Here is a 17,918-nt window from a genome sequence, read left to right on the forward strand (position 1 = left end):
CTCAGGGCACGACCGCAGCGAACGCCGCAGACGGCCGACCGAGGTACACGTAGCCATCGTGCTTCGCGATCCTCCCGTCACCCGCCGCGCGACCGTTGAGGCGGCGCCAGACCCACGGAAGCGCATGCCGTCGCCACCACACACCGGCGCCGATGGTCTCATGGTCGTGCATCGCTGCGTCGAGCACCCCGAGCGCATCGGCATCGGGGACACCAAGCACTTCGGCGCCACGGTAGGCGAGGAAACGGTGGCCCCGGCTGCTCAGGTGGACCAGATCCTCGCCCCAGTTCGCGCGCTCGGCCAGCGAGGGGTGCAGATCCGTATCGATCAGGATCGCGCCGGTGCGGGCGGCGATCCCGCTCAACGCGGTGGCGAAGGCGGAGAACCTCCGCGTATAGATCGACGCAGCGCGACGGCCAGGGAGAAAGGGCGTGACGAGGAGCACGTCCGCCCCTATTCCCCGCAGCCGGCGCACGGCGTCCTCGAGCTCCGCGGCGAGCGCGGTGACATCGACGCGGGGCTTCACGAGGTCGTTCGCACCGATCAGGATCGACACGAGGTCGGGCCGAAGCTCGAGTGCCCTTGCCAGTTGCAGTCCGGCGACGTCTCGGACGCGCTTGGACCTGATGGCCAGGTTCGCGTAGTGCAGACCTCCTCTCGCGGCGAGCAGGAGCGCGAGACGGTCGGCCCATCCTCTCAGCGCACCATCGGGTGCCGGATCGCAGAGCCCTTCCGTAAGAGAGTCACCGAGCGCGACGTACCGCCGCCACCGACGGGAGACGATCGTCGCGGGCGGCTCGGGGCGCACGAGGCGACGAGCGCGAGCGCGGGAGTCCACCGCATGCAGCGTCCTCGCCTCGTCGAAGTGATCGAGGAGCTGGTCGCATACCTTCTCCCAGCTGCGCTCCTGTACGGCTTCGCGCCCGGCCTCGCCGAAAGCCCGCCTCTTGCGCGCATCGCCGGCGAGGTCGGACACCCGACCCCGCAGATCGTCGAGGTCCCCCGGCCGGTAGAGCCATCCGTCGATGCCCATGCGCACGAGACCCAGCGGACCGCCGCGACCCGTCGCGATCACGGGGACACCGCTCGCATGGGCTTCCTGCAGGGTCTGACCGAACGTCTCGCTCTCGCCGGGGTGGACGAACAGGTCGAAAGATGCCATCGCCGCGGCGAGCGCGTCCCCGTCGAGGTGGCCGAGGAAGAGGGCATCGGGTAGCAGTCCCTGCACCTTCGCTCTGCTGGGCCCGTCCCCCACGATCACCAGGCGTGTGCCGGGGATACCGCGGAGTGCGACGAGGTCTTCGACCTGCTTCTCCGGCGCGAGACGTCCGACGTAGCCGATGACGACGTCGGCGCCCCAGCCGACTCGGAGCGCGCCGTCGCGTCGCGACGGCTGGAACCGCTCGGCGTCGACGCCTCTCCCCCAGCGACGCACGCGGTCGATACCCAGCGCGGTGAGCTGCCTGGCCGAGTCGGCGGAGGGCGCGAGGGTGATGGTGGCGCGTCGATGCAGGCGGGCGATGTGAGCCTGGGCGATGCCCGTGGTCGCCGCGACCCGATAGCGCTCGGTGTATGCGGCGACGTCGGTCTGATAGGCGGCGACGGCCGGCAGCTCCAGGCGCTCGGCGGCCAGCACCCCACGCCACCCCAATGCGAAAGGGGAAGCGAGGTGCACGACATCGGGCTGGAAGCGAGCGAGCGAGGTGGCGATGCGGTGAGCGCTCGACGTTCCCACCCTCACGTGCCGGTACCCCGGAAGAGCGAGACTCGGTATCGGTTCGACGGGGGCACCGCTGATCTCGGACGGTGCGCCGACGGCCGCGGGCGCGACGACATGAGCTTCATGCCCTCGCCGTTCGAGGTGTCGCAGGATCTGCAGCACCGAGCCGGTGACACCGTTCATGTGCGGAAGGAAGGACTCCGTGACGATCGCTACTCTCACAGGCCCAGGATGACGGTCCGTACGAGCGGGGACGCCCGCAGACGCCCTTCTGCACCGGATGTTCACCGGATGCTGGAGAACGGGTCACCGGCTATCCGTTCTTTGGTTCCCGTTCACCCTCTGGGGGCAGAGTGGGCGACGTGCCGACGGATCTGCTGACCGCCTCACTCGCTGGCCCTTGGAGCCTGGTCCTGATGAGCGTGCTCGTGGTGGGGGACGCCTTCTTCGTCGTGGTGCCCGGTGAGGTCGCGGTGACCGCCCTCGGTGCGATCGCGGTCACGACGGGCTCCCCGCCCCTGTGGGCTGTGGTCGTGTGTGCCGCCGTCGCCGCTGCTCTGGGTGACGCCTGCTGCTACCTCATCGGGTGGTCGGTTGGCACCGAGCGCTGGCGGTGGATGCGGGCACCACGAGTGCTCCAGGCTCTGGATTGGGCTCGCCGCCGCTTGGACGGCGGGATGGCCACGGTGCTGTTCACCGCGAGGTTCGTGCCGTTCGCGCGGCTTGCGATCAATCTGGTCGCCGGGGCATCGCGTGTCCACCCGCCGCGCTACCTCGCGCTCGTCAGTCTCGCTGCGACCGGGTGGGCGCTGTACCAGGCCGCGGTGGGCGCAACTGTCGCGACGCTCGTCCCCGGAGGTCCGCTCGTGGCCGTGCCCGTCTCCATCGTGCTCGCGATCGGGATCGGGGCGCTGATCGACCTGTGCGTGCGCCGCTCCAGAGGGTGACCCACCCGGGCACGTGCCCTAGGCTCGGGTCATGAGCACCGAAGAAGGCGCCTCCTCTTCTGAGGAGATGAAGCGCAAGTTCAAGGAAGCGCTCGAGAAGAAGAACGCGCACCACCGGCAGGGCGAGGCACACCTCGACGGCGATTCCGCCGTGCACACCGTGCACAGTGCGAACGCCCCGCAGACGCGGCGCGAGTTCCGACGCAAGAGCGGTTGACCGCGCGGATGCGGGAGCCGGCTCGGCCGGGCTCCCGCATCCCCCACTTCCGTCTCAGCGGCGGTCGGCGCGGAGCCGGGCCCGCTCCTCCTTCGCCGCCATCTCGGAGACCGCCGCTTCGCGGAGCTCCTGCATGTCAGCGGCCTGGGCGCTGCCCACCGGCTCGTGCGCATCGACGCCGTCGAGCAGGGACTCGTCGAAGGGTAGCTCCCCGCTGAGCACGCGTCGCACGCGGTCGCGGTCGATCTGCTTCGTCCACGTGCCGATCAACAGGGTCGCGACCGCATTGCCGGTGAAGTTCGTGAGTGCTCGCCCCTCCGACATGAACCGATCGATGCCCACGATCACCCCGACACCGTCCACCAGGTCGGGGCGGTATGCCTGGAGGCCGCCGGCGAGGGTGGCGAGGCCCGCGCCGGTGACTCCGGCGGCGCCCTTGCTCGCGATGATCATGAACACGAGCAGACCGATCTGCTCGCCGATCGTCATCGGCTGGCCCATGCCCGTGGCGATGAACAGCGAAGCCATCGTCAGGTAGATGGCCGTGCCGTCGAGGTTGAACGAGTACCCGGTCGGAACGGTGATGCCCACGACCGGCTTGGAGACGCCGACGAACTCCATCTTCGCGATCAGCCGGGGCAGCGCGGATTCCGAGGAAGACGTTCCGACGATGAGCAGGTACTCCCTGGCGAGGTACTTCATGAGCGCGAAGATGTTCACCCGTGTGACGGTCCACAGCAGCACCCCGAGGATGACGACGATGAACAGGATGCAGGTGATGTAGAAGGCGACCATCAGCGTGCCCAGGCTCCAGATCGCGGCGACACCGGTCTTGCCGACCACGGCGGCGATCGCACCGAAGGCCCCGAGCGGAGCCAGCCACAGGATCATGCCGAGGATGCGGAAGACGAGCTTCTGGAGCTGCTTGACCGCGTCCATGATCGGGGCGCCACGGTCGCCGAGCCCCTGCAGGGCGAAGCCGACGAGGAGCGCGATGAACAGCACCTGCAGCACGCTCTCACCGGTGAACGCCGAGAAGAACGTGGTCGGGATGATGCCGAGGATGAACTCCTGTGTCGTCTTGGCCTCCGCCTCGACCGCATCGTACGTCGACGAGGCCATGTCGAGTCCGGAGCCCGGGTGGATGATGTTCCCCACGACGAGACCGATCGCGAGGGCGAAGGTCGACATGACCATGAAGTACAGCAGCGCGAGTCCGCCGATCTTGCCGACGGTGGCCGCCTTGGCTATCGACCCCACTCCGACCACGATCGTGCAGAAGATGATCGGGGCGATCATCATCTTGATCAGAGCCACGAATCCCTTGCCCAGCGGCTCGAAAGCCTGTCCCACCTCGGGCCAGACGAGACCGACGACCGCACCGAGCACGACCGCCAGGAGCACCGACACATACAGCCAGGTGTGCCGGTCCCACGATTGCTTCCCTCGCCGCCAGTTGAACTTCGGCAGTGAGAATCCTGTTGTGAGCGCCATCGCGTCCTCCTCGATCATCGACGTCATCGTCCGGTGGGCGGCTGCTTCGCCGCCGATCAGAGTTCACGGTCCTCGACTTCCCGCATCGGGGCGAGTTGTGGTCGTATTGGTCACGGCACCTGAGCATCGACGATCGGAGGAAGCGATGGCGCGCCCCTCCCGCACCCGCAGCACCGCCTCCCGTGTGTTCGCCGTGCTGCTGGTCGCCGCCGTCGTGATCGGCATCCTCGTCGCGGGCTTCCTGGTGCTGGAGGCGCAACGATCGATCCGCGCCGAGGCGGAACGGGTCACGGCCGCCACTGCCGTCTCGCTCGCTGCCTCCCCGGACGTGATCGACGGTCTGAGCTCGGACGACCGGGAAGCGGCCACACGGGTGCTCGAGCCCTACTCGCTGACCGTGGTCGCCGGTGCGGGACTCGACTTCATCACGGTGATGACTCCCGACGGCACGCGGATCACCCACCCCGACGCCGACCAGATCGGCGGAACCTACCTGGGCACGATCCCCGCGTCGCCGCGCACGCTCACCGAGGAGTTCACCGGTACCCTGGGACCATCGGTACGGACCATCGTCCCGGTCACCGCGCCGGATGACGACCTGATCGGCTGGGTCGCCGCAGGGGTGACGACCGAGTCCATCAGCGATACGCTGATCCGCCGCCTGCCTCTCACGCTCGGCATCACGATCGCCCTCGTCGCCCTCGGCGCCGGTGGCGCGATCATCGCTCGCCGCGTGACCCGCCGAATCGCCGGCGATCTCCCGCCCGGCCAGCTGCGCGACGCCGTGTCGTCGTACGAATCGATCCGCACCCTGGGGGAAGCGCTGCGGGCGCAGACGCACGAACACGGGAACAGGATGCACGCCGCGGTGGCCCTGCTCGAACTCGGACGCCGTGACGAGGCGATCGAGATCCTCACGGAGACGTCCCGTCAGAGCCAATCCCTCGTCGACCAGGTGACCGCGCGACGCCACGGCGATCCGGCCGTCGGAGCGCTCCTCCTCGGAAAGGCCTCGCAGGCCAAGGAACGCGGCATCGACTGGCGGGTGCACATCGAGCCGGACACTCCCCGCACTCCCCTGTCGACCGTGGACGCCGTGTCCGTGCTCGGCAACCTGGTGGACAACGCCATGGATGCCGCGGCCGAGTCGGACGACCGGTGGGTGCGGGTCTCGCTGCGCACGCACGACGGCCACGGAATCGTGCTGGAGGTCTCCGACAGCGGTCCCGGAATAGCGCCGGCCGTGCGCGAGCGGATGTTCGACCAGGGATTCTCCACGAAACCTGCCGATGCGCAAGGGCGCGGCATCGGCCTGGCCCTCGTGCGCTCGGTGGTGAGCGGGGCGGGTGGCTCGGTGACGGTGACGGATGCCCCGACGACCTTCCGAGTCGTCCTCCCCGCCGCGGGCGAACGGCAAGGGCGGCGGCGGCGATGATCCGCACGCTCATCGTCGACGACGACGCACTCACGCTCGAACTGCACCGCGACTACCTTGCCCGTCTCGACGGCTTCGAGGTGACCGGCGAGTGCACGGGCGCCCGCGCCGCGATGACGGCAGTGCTCGATCGACCCGGCGCATTCGATCTGGTACTGCTCGACATCACGATGCCGGACGGCTCGGGTATCGACGTGCTCCGTGCGCTCCGAGCACGCTCCGCAGCGCTGGACGTGATCGCGATCACCAGTGTGCGCGACGCCGAGTCGGTGCGGCAGATGGCTGCGCTCGGGGTGTTCCAGTATCTCGTTAAGCCGTTCCCGTTCACCGTGTTCCGCGAGCGGATGGAACAGTACCGCGCATACAGGGAACAGGCGCGCTCCACCGAGGGCGAGGCCACCCAAGCGGAGATCGATGCACTGCTCGGCCGCTCCACGGGAACGATCGCGCTGCCCAAGGGACTCTCGACGACCTCCTTGGACAGGGTCGCCGCGGAACTGCGCGCCGGCGGACCGCTCTCGGCGCGGGAGGCAGCCGAGCGACTCGGCATGTCTCGGGTCGCGGTGCGCCGTTACCTGGAGCATCTGGTCGCCGAGGGTGTGCTGACACGGGGCGCACGCTACGGCACACGGGGACGACCGGAGACCGAGTACGACTGGAGACGCCCCGGACCGCCTACCGCTTAGGTCAGCGCGGCAGTCGTCCTTCGTGGAGCAGTCCCTCGGGGTCGACGCGCGACCGCACGCTGCGCAGTCGGGCGACATCGTCGGCGGTGCCGCATCGGTCGAGCGACTGATCAGGGCCGAGGAAGGTCGCCACGGTCTGCGGGGCCTCGTTCGGCGCCAGGAGCTCGCGGAACGCCACGAGACTCGCGTCGCCAGGCTCGGTCGGCACACCGGGGATGACCGGGACGAGAGCGTGCAACAGCCAGCCGACGGACTGCAGCGATGCGAAGCCCGAGCGGCGCGGGGCGTTCAAGGCACCGCCGAGCATGCGGAGGTCGATGCCCATGATCGGCCAGTGCTCCGGGAGCTCCCTGAACTCGAGGAGGGCATCGATCGTCTCGTCGTCGAGGATGCTCAGAGCCATCGAAGCACCCCGGCCAGGGGTCGGCTCCGTGGGCTCGTTCGAGGCGGCGGCCAGTGCAGCGGGCGAAGTCGGACCGGTGATCTCCCTGCGCACCTCCCCTGCTCTACGCACCGTGTCGACCAGTTCGTCCTGCGGCCCATCGGTCGACAGCACCTGGACGGTGAGGAAGCTGCGTCCCCTGATCTGCTCAGGCAGCTCCGGCGCATCCGGCATGCGCATCGAGCTGACGAACACGTTGAGCGTCGCGGCTGCTGATGCGGCGAGGTCGCGGACCGCACGGACGACCGCGGGAGCGTCGACGACATCGAAGGTGAGGTTGGCGCCCCAGATGTCCGGTGCCGGCACGAGCTCGATCTCGAGCGCGGTCACGATCCCCACCAGGCCTCCGGCTCCGCGCAATGCCCACATGAGGTCACTGTCGGTGTCATCGTCGATGCGCTCATGCGTGCCGTCAGGGCGGAGCACCCATGCCGCGCGCAGGTTGTCGGAGCCGAGACCGCCCGTGCGGCTGAACCAGGAGTGCCCGCCGCCCAGTGTGTACCCGGCCACGCTGACGACCGGGCTGGTGCCGGCCGGCGCGACCCAGCCGGTTCCCTCCAGCGCCTCGACGACCGCGCCCCAGCGCACGCCGGCGCCGACGGTCGCGACCCCGCTCTCGAGGTCGAGGGACAGCTCGTCGAATGCGCTCATGCGCACCAGGACGGCACCACTCAGGTCGCCGGATGCGCCGTGGCCGCTCGGCTGGATCGCGAGGCTCGTCCCCGCTTCCCGTGCTGCGCGCAGGAGCACACGGAGGTCGTCGACGTCGGCGGGCGTCGCGACCGCATCTGGATGCTGCTCGATCGCGAGGTTCCACGGTCGACACGCCGCGGCGTACGCCGTGTCTGCGGGAAGGACGAGGGTTCCGGTCAGTCGGTCCTGGAGCGCGACGATGGCGGGGTGCGTTGGCATGACGCCACCGTACGACATCCCTCGGACATCGTCGATGGCGTCATGCGCGACTCACTCGCCCGCCAGACCGCCGAGCATGTGGCCGAACGAGCGCCCTTCACCCAGGTACGTGGCAGGGTCGTAGGGATCGACCGTCTCGGAGGCTCCGCGACGTGCGATCGCCTCCGCGAGCTCCTTCGCCCCCTTCTCCACACGCTTGGCGAGCGGAGCGACGTCGTCGCCCGCGCCGCCCCAATCGCTTGATGCCGCGAACACTCCGGTCGAGACGGCCTCGGCGTGGAGGTACGCGAACAGCGGGCGGATCGCATAGTCGATCGCCAGCGAGTGCCTGGCGGTGCCCGCGTTCGCCCCGATGAGCACGGGCTTCCCGGTGAGGGCGTCCGGGTCGAGCACGTCGATGAACGACTTGAACAGGCCCGAGTAACTCGTCGAGAAGATCGGCGTCACAGCGATCAGCGCATCGGCGGAGACCACGGTGTTGATCGCCGTCTCGAGCGCCGGCGGCGCGAAGCCGGTGAGCATGTTGTTCGTGATGTCGTGCGCATAGTCGCGCAGCTCGATCACGTCGACGCTCGCCTCGATGTCGTGTGCGGCGAGGGCTTTCACGGTCTCGGCCGCGAGGCGATCGGCGAGCATCCTGGTGGACGACGGGTTCGACAATCCCGCCGAGACGACGGCGATACGACGCGTGGTCATGTCAGGCCTCCTTCCGGCCGAGTCCGAAGGCAGCACCCGCGGGCGCCGGGGTGTCCTGGTAGGGCGAGTCCCCGGTGAGGTTGTCTCCGCGGTTCGCACCGGGGCGCGCCTGACGGGTCGGCCCGTCACCGAACTCGGCCTTGACGCGCGCGGCATGGGTCGGCGCGTCCGGCACGGATGCGGGGCGGTCCTTCGCCAGCTCCTTGCGCAGCACGGGGACGACCTCGGAACCGAGGATGTCGAGCTGCTCGAGGACCGTCTTCAACGGCAGACCAGCGTGGTCGATGAGGAACAGCTGGCGCTGGTAGTCGCCATAGTGCTCGCGCATGCCGGCGTAGCGGTCGATCACCTGCTGCGGAGAGCCCACCGTCAGCGGGGTCATCTCCGTGAAGTCCTCCATGCTCGGACCGTGACCGTACACCGGCGCGTTGTCGAAGTACGGGCGGAACTGGTTCACCGCGTCCTGCGACTTCGCGGCCATGAACACCTGGCCGCCGAGTCCCACGATCGCCTGCTCGCGCGTGCCGTGGCCGTAGTGCTCGAAGCGCTGACGGTACAGCTCGATGAGCCGCTGGTAGTGCTCCTTCGGCCAGAAGATGTTGTTCGCGAAGAACCCGTCTCCGTAGTAGGCGGCCTGCTCCGCGATCTCCGGGGTGCGGATGGAGCCGTGCCACACGAACGGGGCGATGCCGTCGAGCGGACGGGGCGTCGAGGTGAAGCCCTGCAACGGGGTGCGGAACTTGCCCTCCCAGTCGACGACGTCCTCACGCCACAGCTTGTGCAGCAGGGCGTAGTTCTCGATCGCGAGCGGCAGACCTTGACGGATGTCCTGCCCGAACCACGGGTACACCGGGCCGGTGTTGCCGCGGCCGAGCATGAGGTCCATGCGGCCGTCGGACACGTGCTGCAGCATCGCGTACTCCTCGGCGATGCGCACAGGGTCGTTCGTGGTGATGAGCGTCGTCGACGTGGAGACGATGAGGCGCTCGGTCTGCGCGGCCAGTGCCGCCAGGAAGGTCGTGGGGCTGGAGGACCAGAACGGCGGGTTGTGGTGCTCGCCGATCGCGAAGACGTCGAGTCCGACCTCTTCGGCGTGCACGGCGATCGCCGTCGTCGCCTTGATGCGCTCCTGCTCGCTGGGGGTGATTCCCGTGGTGGGATCGCGGGTGATGTCGCTGACCGACATGATGCCGAACTGCATCGCCTGCGCGCCTGACTGCTCGCTCATGATTGCTCCGTGTCTCCGAACCGGACGACTCGCGTCCCGTTCTATTCATTTGAATGTATCTGTGTCAACGCGCTCACATCAACTTTATTCCCGGCCTGTAGCCTCGAACGATGAGCAGTGCCGGCGCCGACGTCTCAGGGCCCACCACAGGATCGGTCCCCCGCAGGCGGAGGCGTGTGCCGTTCTGGGACAACGCACGATACGTCTGCATCGTGCTCGTCGTGCTCGGTCACGCGATCCAGCGCCTGACGTACGACTCCGACATCGCCTTCGCGTTCTACCTGGCGCTGTACGCGTTCCACATGCCGGCGTTCGCCATCATCTCCGGCTACTTCTCGAAGTCCGGCTCCCCCTCCAAGACGCAGATGGCCAGGGTGATCACGGACATCCTGCTCCCCTACGTCATCTTCGAGACGCTGTGGACACTCACCAAGTGGCTCGTCGAGGGACAGGTCGATCCGAACATCACGAAGCCGAGCTGGACGCTGTGGTTCCTCCTCGCACTCGGGATCTTCCGGCTCGTGCTCCCGTACCTCGCGCTGCTTCGGTGGCCACTGCTGTGGACAGTGGTGATCTCGGTCGGCGTGGGATACCTGCCGAACGTCGACAGCACGTTCTCGCTGTCCCGCACCCTGGGGCTCCTTCCCTTCTTCACTCTGGGCTGGTGGCTGCGCGAGCACGACATCGTGGACAGGTTCCGTCTCCTCGACTTCCGTCCCTGGTGGATCCGCGGCGGCGCCGTCGCGATCTTCGCACTGACCGGTTGGGCCGCCTGGAACTGGCTTCCGCTGTGGCAGGCGGCCGATCTGCGGCACTGGCTCTTCTACGAGGACTCCTATGCCGATCTGGGCGGGGAGCAGTGGTGGGCCGGCGGGGTGCGGATACTCCTGATGATGCTCGCCGTCGTGCTCAGCGCCGCCTTCTTCGCCCTCATCCCGCGGGGCGCCCACTGGTGGACGACATTCGGACAGTACACGATGTACGTGTTCCTGCTGCATTCGTTCGTGCTGTACCCCTTCCGCGAGAGCGGGGTCCTGCAGAGCCTCGAGCCGACCTGGATCTGGCTCCCCCTCGTCACCGTGGCGTCGGTGCTGATCGCCCTCGCGCTGGCGACGAAGCCGGTCAGGTGGGTCTTCCGCCCCCTGGTGGAACCCCGGCCAGGGTGGCTGTTCGCCGACCCGGCGCTCGCCTCCAAGGAGGGGCGCCGGAACGACCCGACGGGCTCACGACGCCCCCGCCAGCCAGGGCGATAGCCTCGAAGGCGTGAGCCGCGCACAGACCGTCCGAGACCGCATCGTCGAACGCATCGAGGAGACGGACTTCGGCGCTCACGGGCTGCACGTCCGCGTCGCCACCGAGACCGCTGAACATCGCTGGACCGACGACGTGCGGGAGGACGTCCACTCCATCGCGAAAGGTGTCTGCGTTCTGGCTGCGGGAATGGCAGCCGACGAGGGCGCGGTGTCGCTCGACGTGCCCGTCGGCATCTACCTCCCCGACTTCGAGCTGGGAGATGGCGTCGAGGACGTCACGCTGCGGGATCTGCTCTCGATGACCAGCGGGATCGATCTGCCGTGGTCCGAGACGCTGCTGACGGACTGGCCGGACCTGGCCCGCGAGTTCCTGCGACGCCCGTCGAGCGGACGCTCGTTCCAGTACTCGAACGCGAGCACGTACACCGCCATGGCCGCGCTCGCCGCGCGCGTCGGAGATGTGGGCGAATACCTCGACGCCCGACTGTTCCGACCGCTCGGCATCGATGACGTGGAATGGGAGCGCAGCCCTCAGGGTCGCATCGCCGCGGGAGGGGGCCTGCCCCTGCGCACCGATGAGCTGGCGCGCCTCGGCCTGCTCATCAGGGAACGCGGCGCGTGGGAGGGCCGACAGCTGATCGCCCCAGAATGGACCGACGCGATGCACACGCAATGGCGGGTCGCCGGCGAGAGCGCGGACTACGATCGCTACGCCCTTGCAGGATGGGGCGGCCCCGGGCCGGCGTGGAGACTTCACGGCGCCTACGGCCAACTGCTCATCTTCCTCGACGACGCCGTGGTGGCCATCACGGCCGACGATCACTTCGGCGCCGATGCCATCGCTGCGTTCGCGGTGGAGACGCTCACGAGCACACGCGAGCCGTGACAGCTCAGGCGAACAGCGCGGCTCCCACGTAGGACCCCGGCTTCGCGCCCGCCGGCACCGCCCAGACGCCCGAACCGACATGGCGGATGTACTCGTTCATGAGGTCGGTCGACAACCGCCGCTGCAACGCGATGAACTGCGCGGGGTCGCGCTGATACGAGAGGAAGAACAGCCCGGCGTCGAGCCGACCGAGCTCGTTGTTGCCGTCGACGTAGTTGTAGCCGCGGCGGAGGATGCGGATGCCGTCGTTGTGTTCCGGGTGCGCGAGGCTCACGTGACTGTCGGCGTCGATCGCCTTGCCGTGGAAGTCCGGAGCGGTGAACTCATCGCCGCCGGAGAGCGGTGCACCCTCGCCCTTGTCGCGGCCGATGATCGTGTCCTGCTCGGAGAGCCGCACCCGGTCCCAGGTCTCGATGAGCATCGCGATCTTCCGGGCCACAAGATAGGAGCCACCGGCCAGCCACGCCGGCTCGTCCTTCGCGGCGACCCAGACGTGATCCCTCAGCGCCTCGGTGTCGTCGGCGAGGATGTTCGCGGTGCCGTCCTTGAATCCGAAGAGGTTGCGCGGGGTCGCCTGCGTCGCCGTGGTGCGCGACGTCTTGCCGAAGCCGAGCTGCGACCAGCGCAGGCGCGCGCGGCCGAACGCGATGCGACTGAGGTTGCGGATGGCGTGCACCGCCACCTGGGGGTCGTCGGCACAGGCCTGGACACAGAGGTCACCGTGAGAGGTCTGAGGATCGAGGTCGTCGCCGAGGAAGGCGGGCAGACGCTCCAGCCCCGCCGGCCGCTGCGCGGCGATGCCGTACCGGTCACCGTCCTCGTTCTCGAAGAGACCGGGTCCGAAGCCGAACGTGATCGTGAGTCCTGCAGCGGGCAGACCCAGCGCCTCTCCCGTATCGTCCGGAGGCGCCTCGGACGGTCCGCCGACCGCGCCGGTCGCGCTGACCTCGAGTCCTTGCGCCATGCGCGAGGCCGCATACGACCAGTCCTGCAGCAGAGAGATCAGGTCATCGCGGTCGGTGCGCGGCATCATGTCGAAGCTGGCGAAGTGCAGATGGTCCTGCACCGGAGTGGTGATGCCCGCCTGATGCTCTCCGAAGAAGTCGTAGGCCGAATGCGCGTCATCGGCAGCCCTGGCGCGCCCCAGTGCGACTCCCCCGGTGAGGCCGGCGCCGGTCCCGACAGCGAGCCCCGCGACACTGCCACCGATGGCCAGCCCGAGAAGGCCGCGCCTGCTCAGTCCGGTCGGGGTGGATGCCCCGCCCGACGTCGATTCGCCGTGCGCGGCACCCGCTTCTGACTCGTTCACGTCCGTGATCGTATCCGGTGGGCCGACTCGACGCTGATCAGTCGAGGACCGTGCTGGTGAGCTGCGACAGCGGCTCGGCCAGGGCGTTGATCAGATCGGTGAACTCGCGCTTGTCGGCCTCGGTCAACTCCGAGTAGCCCACGAATCCGGCTGCGAGCGAACCGTGGGTCGCGAGCGAGTCCTCGAGGGCGGTGTAACCGGACTCGATCTCGGCGACCAGTTCCTTGCCCTGATCGCCCTGTGCGGCGGCGAACTCCTGCACGAGCGAGAACGCCATCTTGGAGCCCTCAACGTTTGCCGCGAAGTCGTACAGATCCGTGCCGGACCACCAGTCCTCCTCGCCGGAGATCTTGCCGGTCGCGACCTCATCGAGCAACGCGATCGCTCCGTTGGAGATGCCGCCGATGCCCTGGTCGTCGAGCGCGGTGGTGAAGTCGTCGGAGTGCACGTAGTCGTACAGCTCCTGCACGTCGGCGAGCAGCAGGTCGCCGTAATCGGCACGCTCTTCCGGTGTCGACGGCGCCCAGTCCTGCCACGCAGGGGTCTCACCGTCCGCGTTCAGCGCGTCCTGCGCAGGCACCCACAGATCCTTCTCGATGCGGTGGAAGCCCGTCCAATCGAGCTTCTCGGCAACGGCGTCGACCTCGCGGTAGTCGATGCGCGGGTCGAGGTCGCCCAGCGCCTCCGCGACGGGCTCGATGCGCTCGTAGAAGGCGCGAGTCTGCGGGAACAGGGTGCGGGCGGTCTCGTCGTCGCCGGACTCGTAGGCGGCGACGAAGTCCTCGACGGCGGGGACGAGCTGACCGACCTGATCCTTGACGAAGGCACCGTAGAGATCGACCGCCTTCTGCTTCTGCTCGGCATCGGGCCCGTCGACCGCGACACGGTCCCCGGTGACGGTGAACGCCGTCTTCCCGACGCCGTCGCCGACCATGCCCGGCTTGCAGAGGGTGAAGTAGTCGCCCGGCTGGGCGACCACGGTCAACGTGCGCGATGCTGCCGGTGCGATGTTCTCGACCTCACCCACGATGCGGAGCCCGTCCTCGGCGAGAAGGTAGAACTCCGTCACCTGACCGGTGTCGTTCTTGACGTCGAAGGTGAGAGTCCCGCTCTCGGCTGTCGACGCCGACACGGCGCAGTCGCTGTCGGTCGACGAGACGTCGAACGCCGCCGTGGCCTGTGCATCGCTCTTCGCGACGCAGCCGCTGAGGACGAGCGCCGCGGCGCCGGTGGCGGCCAGCACCCCCAGGATCCGGTGCGAGGTGGTCATGCTGCTCCTTGAGGTGAGAGGGAGGGAGATGTCGATGAGGGCTCCGTCGGGCTCTGCGGCTTCGCCGCGCGGCTCGAGCGGAGGCCGCGGATGTACAGCCATCCGACGACGGAGATGTAGAGGACCCAGGCGACGACCTGCAACCAGGTCATCGCCGGCATGAATCCGATGGTCGCCTGCAGGATCGAGGCGAGAGGGCCGCCCGGGGCGATTGTCGCCGAGACGTCGAATGCCCAGCCGAAGGGGAAGGCCGCCCATCCGACGGCCACGCCCCCGGTCACCGCATCGATCGGGGCCAGAGCGGTGAACGGGCCAGGAAGCGCTCCGGCCTCTTGGAGGTCCATGAGCGCGTAGGCGAGGACACCGGCGGCGACGATCACCAGGAAGCCCCCCGTCCAGGCGAAGAAGCGGCGGAGATCGAGTCGCAGCGCGCCGCGGGAGATCAGCCAGCCGATGATCACGGCAGCGATCAGTCCGAGCAGCGCGCCCAGCAGCGCCGAGGGGGCGTCTCCGAAGGACTGGACCATCGACCACAGCAACAGCGTGGTCTCGATACCCTCGCGCGCGACCGACACGAAGCCGATGGCGATCAGGGCCCAGAGTCCGCCGGCGGTGAGGGCGCGATCGATACCGCCCTCCAGCGTGGCCTTCATGCTGCGACCAGCGCGCTGCATCCAGAAGATCATCCAGGTCACCATGGCCACGGCGAGCAGCGAGAGACCTCCGCCGATCAGCTCCTGCGCCTGGAACGTCAGTTCGTACGCACCGAACGTGAGCACAGCTCCGATGCCGAGCGCCAGGACGATAGCGAGACCGACTCCTGCCCACATCTTCGGGAGGGCATCCTTCCGGCCGAGACGACGGAGGTAGGCGACGAGGATACCGACGACGAGCGCGGCTTCGAGACCCTCGCGGAGCCCGATGAGAAAAGTGGCGAGCACGGAAAACACTCTCTGCGGTGACTGAGGTAAGGCGGCCCTTACCGAAGGATGACTCTAGCACCGCGATCGACGTGCTCCGAACCCCGACGGCGGGAAGTAATGGATTGCAACACAGGGCACCCTCCCCGTCCAGGCGACGTAGCCTCGGTCCATGGCTGAACTCTCGCTCCCCGTCCTCGACCTCTCCCAGCTCGACGAAGGCCCCGACTCCGCCGCACGATTCCGTGAAGAACTGCGGGCCGCGACGCACGACGTCGGTTTCTTCTACCTCACCGGCACCGGGATCTCCCCCGAGCTCGAGGCCCGGCTCCATCAGGCGGCGCTCGACTTCTTCGCCCTGCCCGAAGAGGACAAGCTCGCGATCGAGAACGTGAACAGTCCGCATTTCCGCGGGTACACCCGAGTGGGCGGCGAGCGGACGCAGGGGAAGGTCGACTGGCGCGAGCAGATCGACATCGGCCCCGAGCGCGAACCCGTCGACGGCGGCCCCGCCTTCAACCGGCTCACCGGCCCCAACCTCTGGCCCGCAGCCCAGCCGGAGCTGAAGGAGATCGTCACGGAGTGGCACGACACCCTGACCGAGATCGCGCGCAAGCTTCTTCGCGCCTGGGCTGTCACTCTCGGCGCAGACGAGACCTACTTCGACGAGCCGTTCCGCGATCCGTCGACTCTGATCAAGATCGTGCGATACCCGGGCACGGACGAGCCGGAACCGCAGCAGGGCGTCGGAGCGCACAAGGATTCCGGTGTGCTGACGCTGCTGTGGGTCGAGCCCGGCAAGGGCGGACTCCAGGTCGAGCGTGACGGTGAGTGGGTCTCTGCTCCCCCGGTGCCCGGCGCCTTCGTCGTCAACATCGGCGAGCTGCTGGAGTACGCCACCGGCGGATACCTCAAGGCCACGAACCACCGTGTGATCTCACCGCGGGCACCGGAGGAGCGCATCTCGATCCCGTTCTTCTTCAACCCCGCGCTCGATCAGCAGCTGCCACTGCTCGAGCTCCCCGCTGACCTCGCTGCGCAAGCGACCGGAGTCACCGAGGATCCCGGCAATCCGATCCATGCGACCTACGGCGAGAACGCGCTCAAGTCTCGGCTTCGTGCGCACCCCGATGTCGCGGCGATCCATCACCCCGACCTCGTCGGCGCGACCGCCTGAGGGACGTCACAGTTCCGCCCCACCGCTGAGGGCGACGATCTCGCGCAGTGCCTGAAGGTGCGCGGCGAAGGCATCACGCCCCGCCTTCGTCGGACGCACCCAGGTGCGCGAGCGCCCCCCGACCGTGCCTTTGCGCGCGACCACATACCCGGCGGCCTGCAGGTGCGCGATCGCCTTGCTCAGGGGCGAGTCGCCGCACTGCAGCATCTCCCGCAGGGCTGAGAAGTCGAGCTCCATCCCGTCGCCCAGTCCGGCCATGAGGGAGAACCGGATCGGCGAGGCGAAGTTGTCGTCCAGCCGCGTGCGCGGGTGCGGGACGGAGGCGGACTCACGCACGTTCGCCGTGCCCCGCGACGAAGGAGACAGCCACGAACGACGCGATCACGCCGGCACCGGCACACACGCCGGCGATTCCTGGGTTGCCGAGGGATCCGGATCCCACGACGATGCCCACGGGTATGCAGGCGGCGACGAAGAAGACGGTGAGGTGCGGCCAGCGCCAGGACGCGCCGACTGCGGGGAGACCGAGCTCGGAGGCGGAGGCGGCGATCCACGCCACGAGGCACAGCATCACGAGCAGGGTGATGACGCTCCTCAGCACGTCGTCCGGCGATCCCGCGAGCATCGTCAGCACGGCGAACGCGACGCCGACGAGCACGGTGCCCCAACGAAGCCGACGCGGCAGCGGCAGGGGAGCCGGACGCGGACGACGCGGGTCACCCGCAGCCCGTATGAGCTGCACGACGCCATGCCCTCCGACTCCGACGAGCACGATGGCTGCCGGGATGAGCACCACCCCGACGGGAAGTCGCGTATCCAGAGCAGCGAACCCGAACACCACGAAGGCACCGATGACGATCACTGCGCCGCCGAGCAGCAGCGGCCACCGCGAGCGCGTCATCCGCCACTGCATACCCGTGCGCTGCGCCATCCCGGCGGACAGCTGCCCCCAGACCAGGAGAGTGAACAGCACGATCTGCGACGCCAGCACGTCGTCCGGCCGGAGGACGAGCGCGAAGGCGACGAAATACGCCGCCATGACCACGGCGTTGCCGATCTGCAGTCGGGCGAGAGCGCGTCGGTCGACGGCACGGTCACGCCGGTCCACCACCGCCTCCACCGTCTCGAGATAGCGCCGAGCGGTCTCCGGGTCCGGGGGCACCAGAGCGTCCTGACCTTCGATCGGCTTCTGCTCCATGACGACCTCCCCCGCTTTCCAGGTGGAAAGCTCTATGACTTTCCTATCGGAAAGTCAAGCGGGCGGCAACCGGCACCGCTACGCACGCGGGCACGACGAAGGCCGCCCCACACCGTGGGACGGCCTTC

General features: G+C 68.6%; 17 protein-coding genes. 7 read left to right on the plus strand and 10 right to left on the minus strand.

Annotated elements, in window-relative coordinates:
• Position 1 precedes the first annotated feature (1 nt).
• On the minus strand, positions 2-1,903 hold the full coding sequence (locus tag ABRP18_RS10075; protein WP_374168940.1) for a GDSL-type esterase/lipase family protein: 1,902 nt from the start codon (positions 1,901-1,903) through the stop codon (positions 2-4).
• A 179-nt stretch (positions 1,904-2,082) separates the two neighbouring features.
• On the opposite strand from ABRP18_RS10075, the gene ABRP18_RS10080 reads away from it, so the two are divergent.
• Together ABRP18_RS10080 and ABRP18_RS10085 are read left to right on the plus strand one after the other, a co-directional pair.
• Complete coding sequence (locus ABRP18_RS10080) at positions 2,083-2,667, plus strand: DedA family protein (protein WP_127012277.1); 585 nt, start codon at positions 2,083-2,085, stop codon at positions 2,665-2,667.
• 31 nt (positions 2,668-2,698) lie between these two features.
• A complete protein-coding gene (locus tag ABRP18_RS10085; RefSeq protein ID WP_349884574.1) occupies positions 2,699-2,884 on the plus strand; it encodes a DUF5302 domain-containing protein in 186 nt (61 codons plus the stop codon).
• Positions 2,885-2,938: 54 nt separating this feature from the next.
• On the opposite strand, the gene ABRP18_RS10090 is transcribed toward ABRP18_RS10085, so the two are convergent.
• A complete protein-coding gene (locus ABRP18_RS10090) occupies positions 2,939-4,378 on the minus strand; it encodes a cation:dicarboxylate symporter family transporter (RefSeq protein WP_058630664.1) in 1,440 nt (479 codons plus the stop codon).
• Positions 4,379-4,523: 145 nt separating this feature from the next.
• Here ABRP18_RS10090 and ABRP18_RS10095 point away from each other — a divergent pair, with 145 nt between their 5' ends.
• Positions 4,524-5,813 carry an ATP-binding protein gene (locus ABRP18_RS10095; RefSeq protein ID WP_058630519.1) on the plus strand — a complete coding sequence of 430 codons (1,290 nt, stop codon included), beginning with the start codon at positions 4,524-4,526 and terminating at the stop codon, positions 5,811-5,813.
• Entirely contained in the window at positions 5,810-6,499 is a 690-nt protein-coding gene (locus ABRP18_RS10100; protein WP_061015459.1) for a response regulator, read from the plus strand. Before ABRP18_RS10095 ends, ABRP18_RS10100 begins: the two co-directional genes overlap by 4 nt.
• 1 nt (position 6,500) lies before the next feature.
• Here ABRP18_RS10100 and ABRP18_RS10105 read toward each other — a convergent pair whose 3' ends face one another.
• From ABRP18_RS10105 to ABRP18_RS10115, 3 genes are read right to left on the minus strand one after another with little or no spacing between them, the layout of a single operon-like run.
• Entirely contained in the window at positions 6,501-7,853 is a 1,353-nt protein-coding gene (locus tag ABRP18_RS10105; protein WP_349884575.1) for an FAD-binding oxidoreductase, read from the minus strand.
• A gap of 51 nt (positions 7,854-7,904) precedes the next feature.
• The gene (locus ABRP18_RS10110) at positions 7,905-8,549 is read right to left on the minus strand and encodes an FMN reductase (protein WP_046748304.1); all 645 of its coding nucleotides are present in this window, start codon (positions 8,547-8,549) and stop codon (positions 7,905-7,907) included.
• 1 nt (position 8,550) lies between these two features.
• Complete coding sequence (locus tag ABRP18_RS10115) at positions 8,551-9,777, minus strand: LLM class flavin-dependent oxidoreductase (protein ID WP_046748303.1); 1,227 nt, start codon at positions 9,775-9,777, stop codon at positions 8,551-8,553.
• Between the two features lie 110 nt (positions 9,778-9,887).
• On the opposite strand from ABRP18_RS10115, the gene ABRP18_RS10120 reads away from it, so the two are divergent.
• Both ABRP18_RS10120 and ABRP18_RS10125 read left to right on the plus strand, forming a co-directional pair.
• Positions 9,888-11,030 carry an acyltransferase family protein gene (locus ABRP18_RS10120; protein WP_193761745.1) on the plus strand — a complete coding sequence of 381 codons (1,143 nt, stop codon included), beginning with the start codon at positions 9,888-9,890 and terminating at the stop codon, positions 11,028-11,030.
• Between the two features lie 10 nt (positions 11,031-11,040).
• Positions 11,041-11,916: a serine hydrolase gene (locus tag ABRP18_RS10125; protein WP_349884576.1), complete on the plus strand. Its 876-nt coding sequence runs from the start codon at positions 11,041-11,043 to the stop codon at positions 11,914-11,916.
• A 4-nt stretch (positions 11,917-11,920) separates the two neighbouring features.
• Here the strand turns inward: ABRP18_RS10125 and efeB are convergent, their stop codons facing one another.
• The 3 genes from efeB to efeU are packed head-to-tail and all read right to left on the minus strand — an operon-like array spanning position 11,921 to position 15,436.
• Positions 11,921-13,225 (minus strand): iron uptake transporter deferrochelatase/peroxidase subunit, encoded by a 1,305-nt coding sequence (gene efeB / locus ABRP18_RS10130; RefSeq protein WP_349884577.1) that lies wholly within the window; start codon positions 13,223-13,225, stop codon positions 11,921-11,923.
• Between the two features lie 37 nt (positions 13,226-13,262).
• Entirely contained in the window at positions 13,263-14,495 is a 1,233-nt protein-coding gene (efeO, locus tag ABRP18_RS10135) for an iron uptake system protein EfeO (RefSeq protein WP_061015463.1), read from the minus strand.
• Entirely contained in the window at positions 14,492-15,436 is a 945-nt protein-coding gene (efeU, locus tag ABRP18_RS10140) for an iron uptake transporter permease EfeU (protein ID WP_046748299.1), read from the minus strand. Before efeU ends, efeO begins: the two co-directional genes overlap by 4 nt.
• Positions 15,437-15,587: 151 nt before the next feature.
• Here efeU and ABRP18_RS10145 point away from each other — a divergent pair, with 151 nt between their 5' ends.
• Positions 15,588-16,592, plus strand: coding sequence for an isopenicillin N synthase family oxygenase (locus tag ABRP18_RS10145; protein WP_058630512.1), 1,005 nt, complete (start codon positions 15,588-15,590; stop codon positions 16,590-16,592).
• A 6-nt stretch (positions 16,593-16,598) separates the two neighbouring features.
• Here ABRP18_RS10145 and ABRP18_RS10150 read toward each other — a convergent pair whose 3' ends face one another.
• On the minus strand, positions 16,599-16,928 hold the full coding sequence (locus ABRP18_RS10150) for a transcriptional regulator (protein ID WP_058630511.1): 330 nt from the start codon (positions 16,926-16,928) through the stop codon (positions 16,599-16,601).
• Positions 16,921-17,790 carry a hypothetical protein gene (locus ABRP18_RS10155; protein ID WP_349884578.1) on the minus strand — a complete coding sequence of 290 codons (870 nt, stop codon included), beginning with the start codon at positions 17,788-17,790 and terminating at the stop codon, positions 16,921-16,923. Before ABRP18_RS10155 ends, ABRP18_RS10150 begins: the two co-directional genes overlap by 8 nt.
• Between the last annotated feature and the right edge of the window lie 128 nt (positions 17,791-17,918).

The organism is Microbacterium sp. WHRI 7836 (assembly GCF_040223885.2).
Taxonomy (GTDB): Bacteria; Actinomycetota; Actinomycetes; order Actinomycetales; family Microbacteriaceae; genus Microbacterium; species Microbacterium oxydans.

Excerpts from the sequence above, each read along its gene's own strand:
- ABRP18_RS10075 (WP_374168940.1), bottom strand. The coding sequence starts at position 1,903 with ATGAACGGTGTCACCGGCTCGGTGCTGCAGATCCTGCGACACCTCGAA.
- ABRP18_RS10085 (WP_349884574.1), top strand. The coding sequence starts at position 2,699 with ATGAGCACCGAAGAAGGCGCCTCCTCTTCTGAGGAGATGAAGCGCAAG.
- ABRP18_RS10090 (WP_058630664.1), bottom strand. The coding sequence starts at position 4,378 with ATGGCGCTCACAACAGGATTCTCACTGCCGAAGTTCAACTGGCGGCGA.
- ABRP18_RS10095 (WP_058630519.1), top strand. The coding sequence starts at position 4,524 with ATGGCGCGCCCCTCCCGCACCCGCAGCACCGCCTCCCGTGTGTTCGCC.
- ABRP18_RS10100 (WP_061015459.1), top strand. The coding sequence starts at position 5,810 with ATGATCCGCACGCTCATCGTCGACGACGACGCACTCACGCTCGAACTG.
- ABRP18_RS10105 (WP_349884575.1), bottom strand. The coding sequence starts at position 7,853 with ATGCCAACGCACCCCGCCATCGTCGCGCTCCAGGACCGACTGACCGGA.
- ABRP18_RS10110 (WP_046748304.1), bottom strand. The coding sequence starts at position 8,549 with ATGACCACGCGTCGTATCGCCGTCGTCTCGGCGGGATTGTCGAACCCG.
- ABRP18_RS10115 (WP_046748303.1), bottom strand. The coding sequence starts at position 9,777 with ATGAGCGAGCAGTCAGGCGCGCAGGCGATGCAGTTCGGCATCATGTCG.
- ABRP18_RS10120 (WP_193761745.1), top strand. The coding sequence starts at position 9,888 with ATGAGCAGTGCCGGCGCCGACGTCTCAGGGCCCACCACAGGATCGGTC.
- efeO (WP_061015463.1), bottom strand. The coding sequence starts at position 14,495 with ATGACCACCTCGCACCGGATCCTGGGGGTGCTGGCCGCCACCGGCGCC.
- ABRP18_RS10145 (WP_058630512.1), top strand. The coding sequence starts at position 15,588 with ATGGCTGAACTCTCGCTCCCCGTCCTCGACCTCTCCCAGCTCGACGAA.
- ABRP18_RS10155 (WP_349884578.1), bottom strand. The coding sequence starts at position 17,790 with ATGGAGCAGAAGCCGATCGAAGGTCAGGACGCTCTGGTGCCCCCGGAC.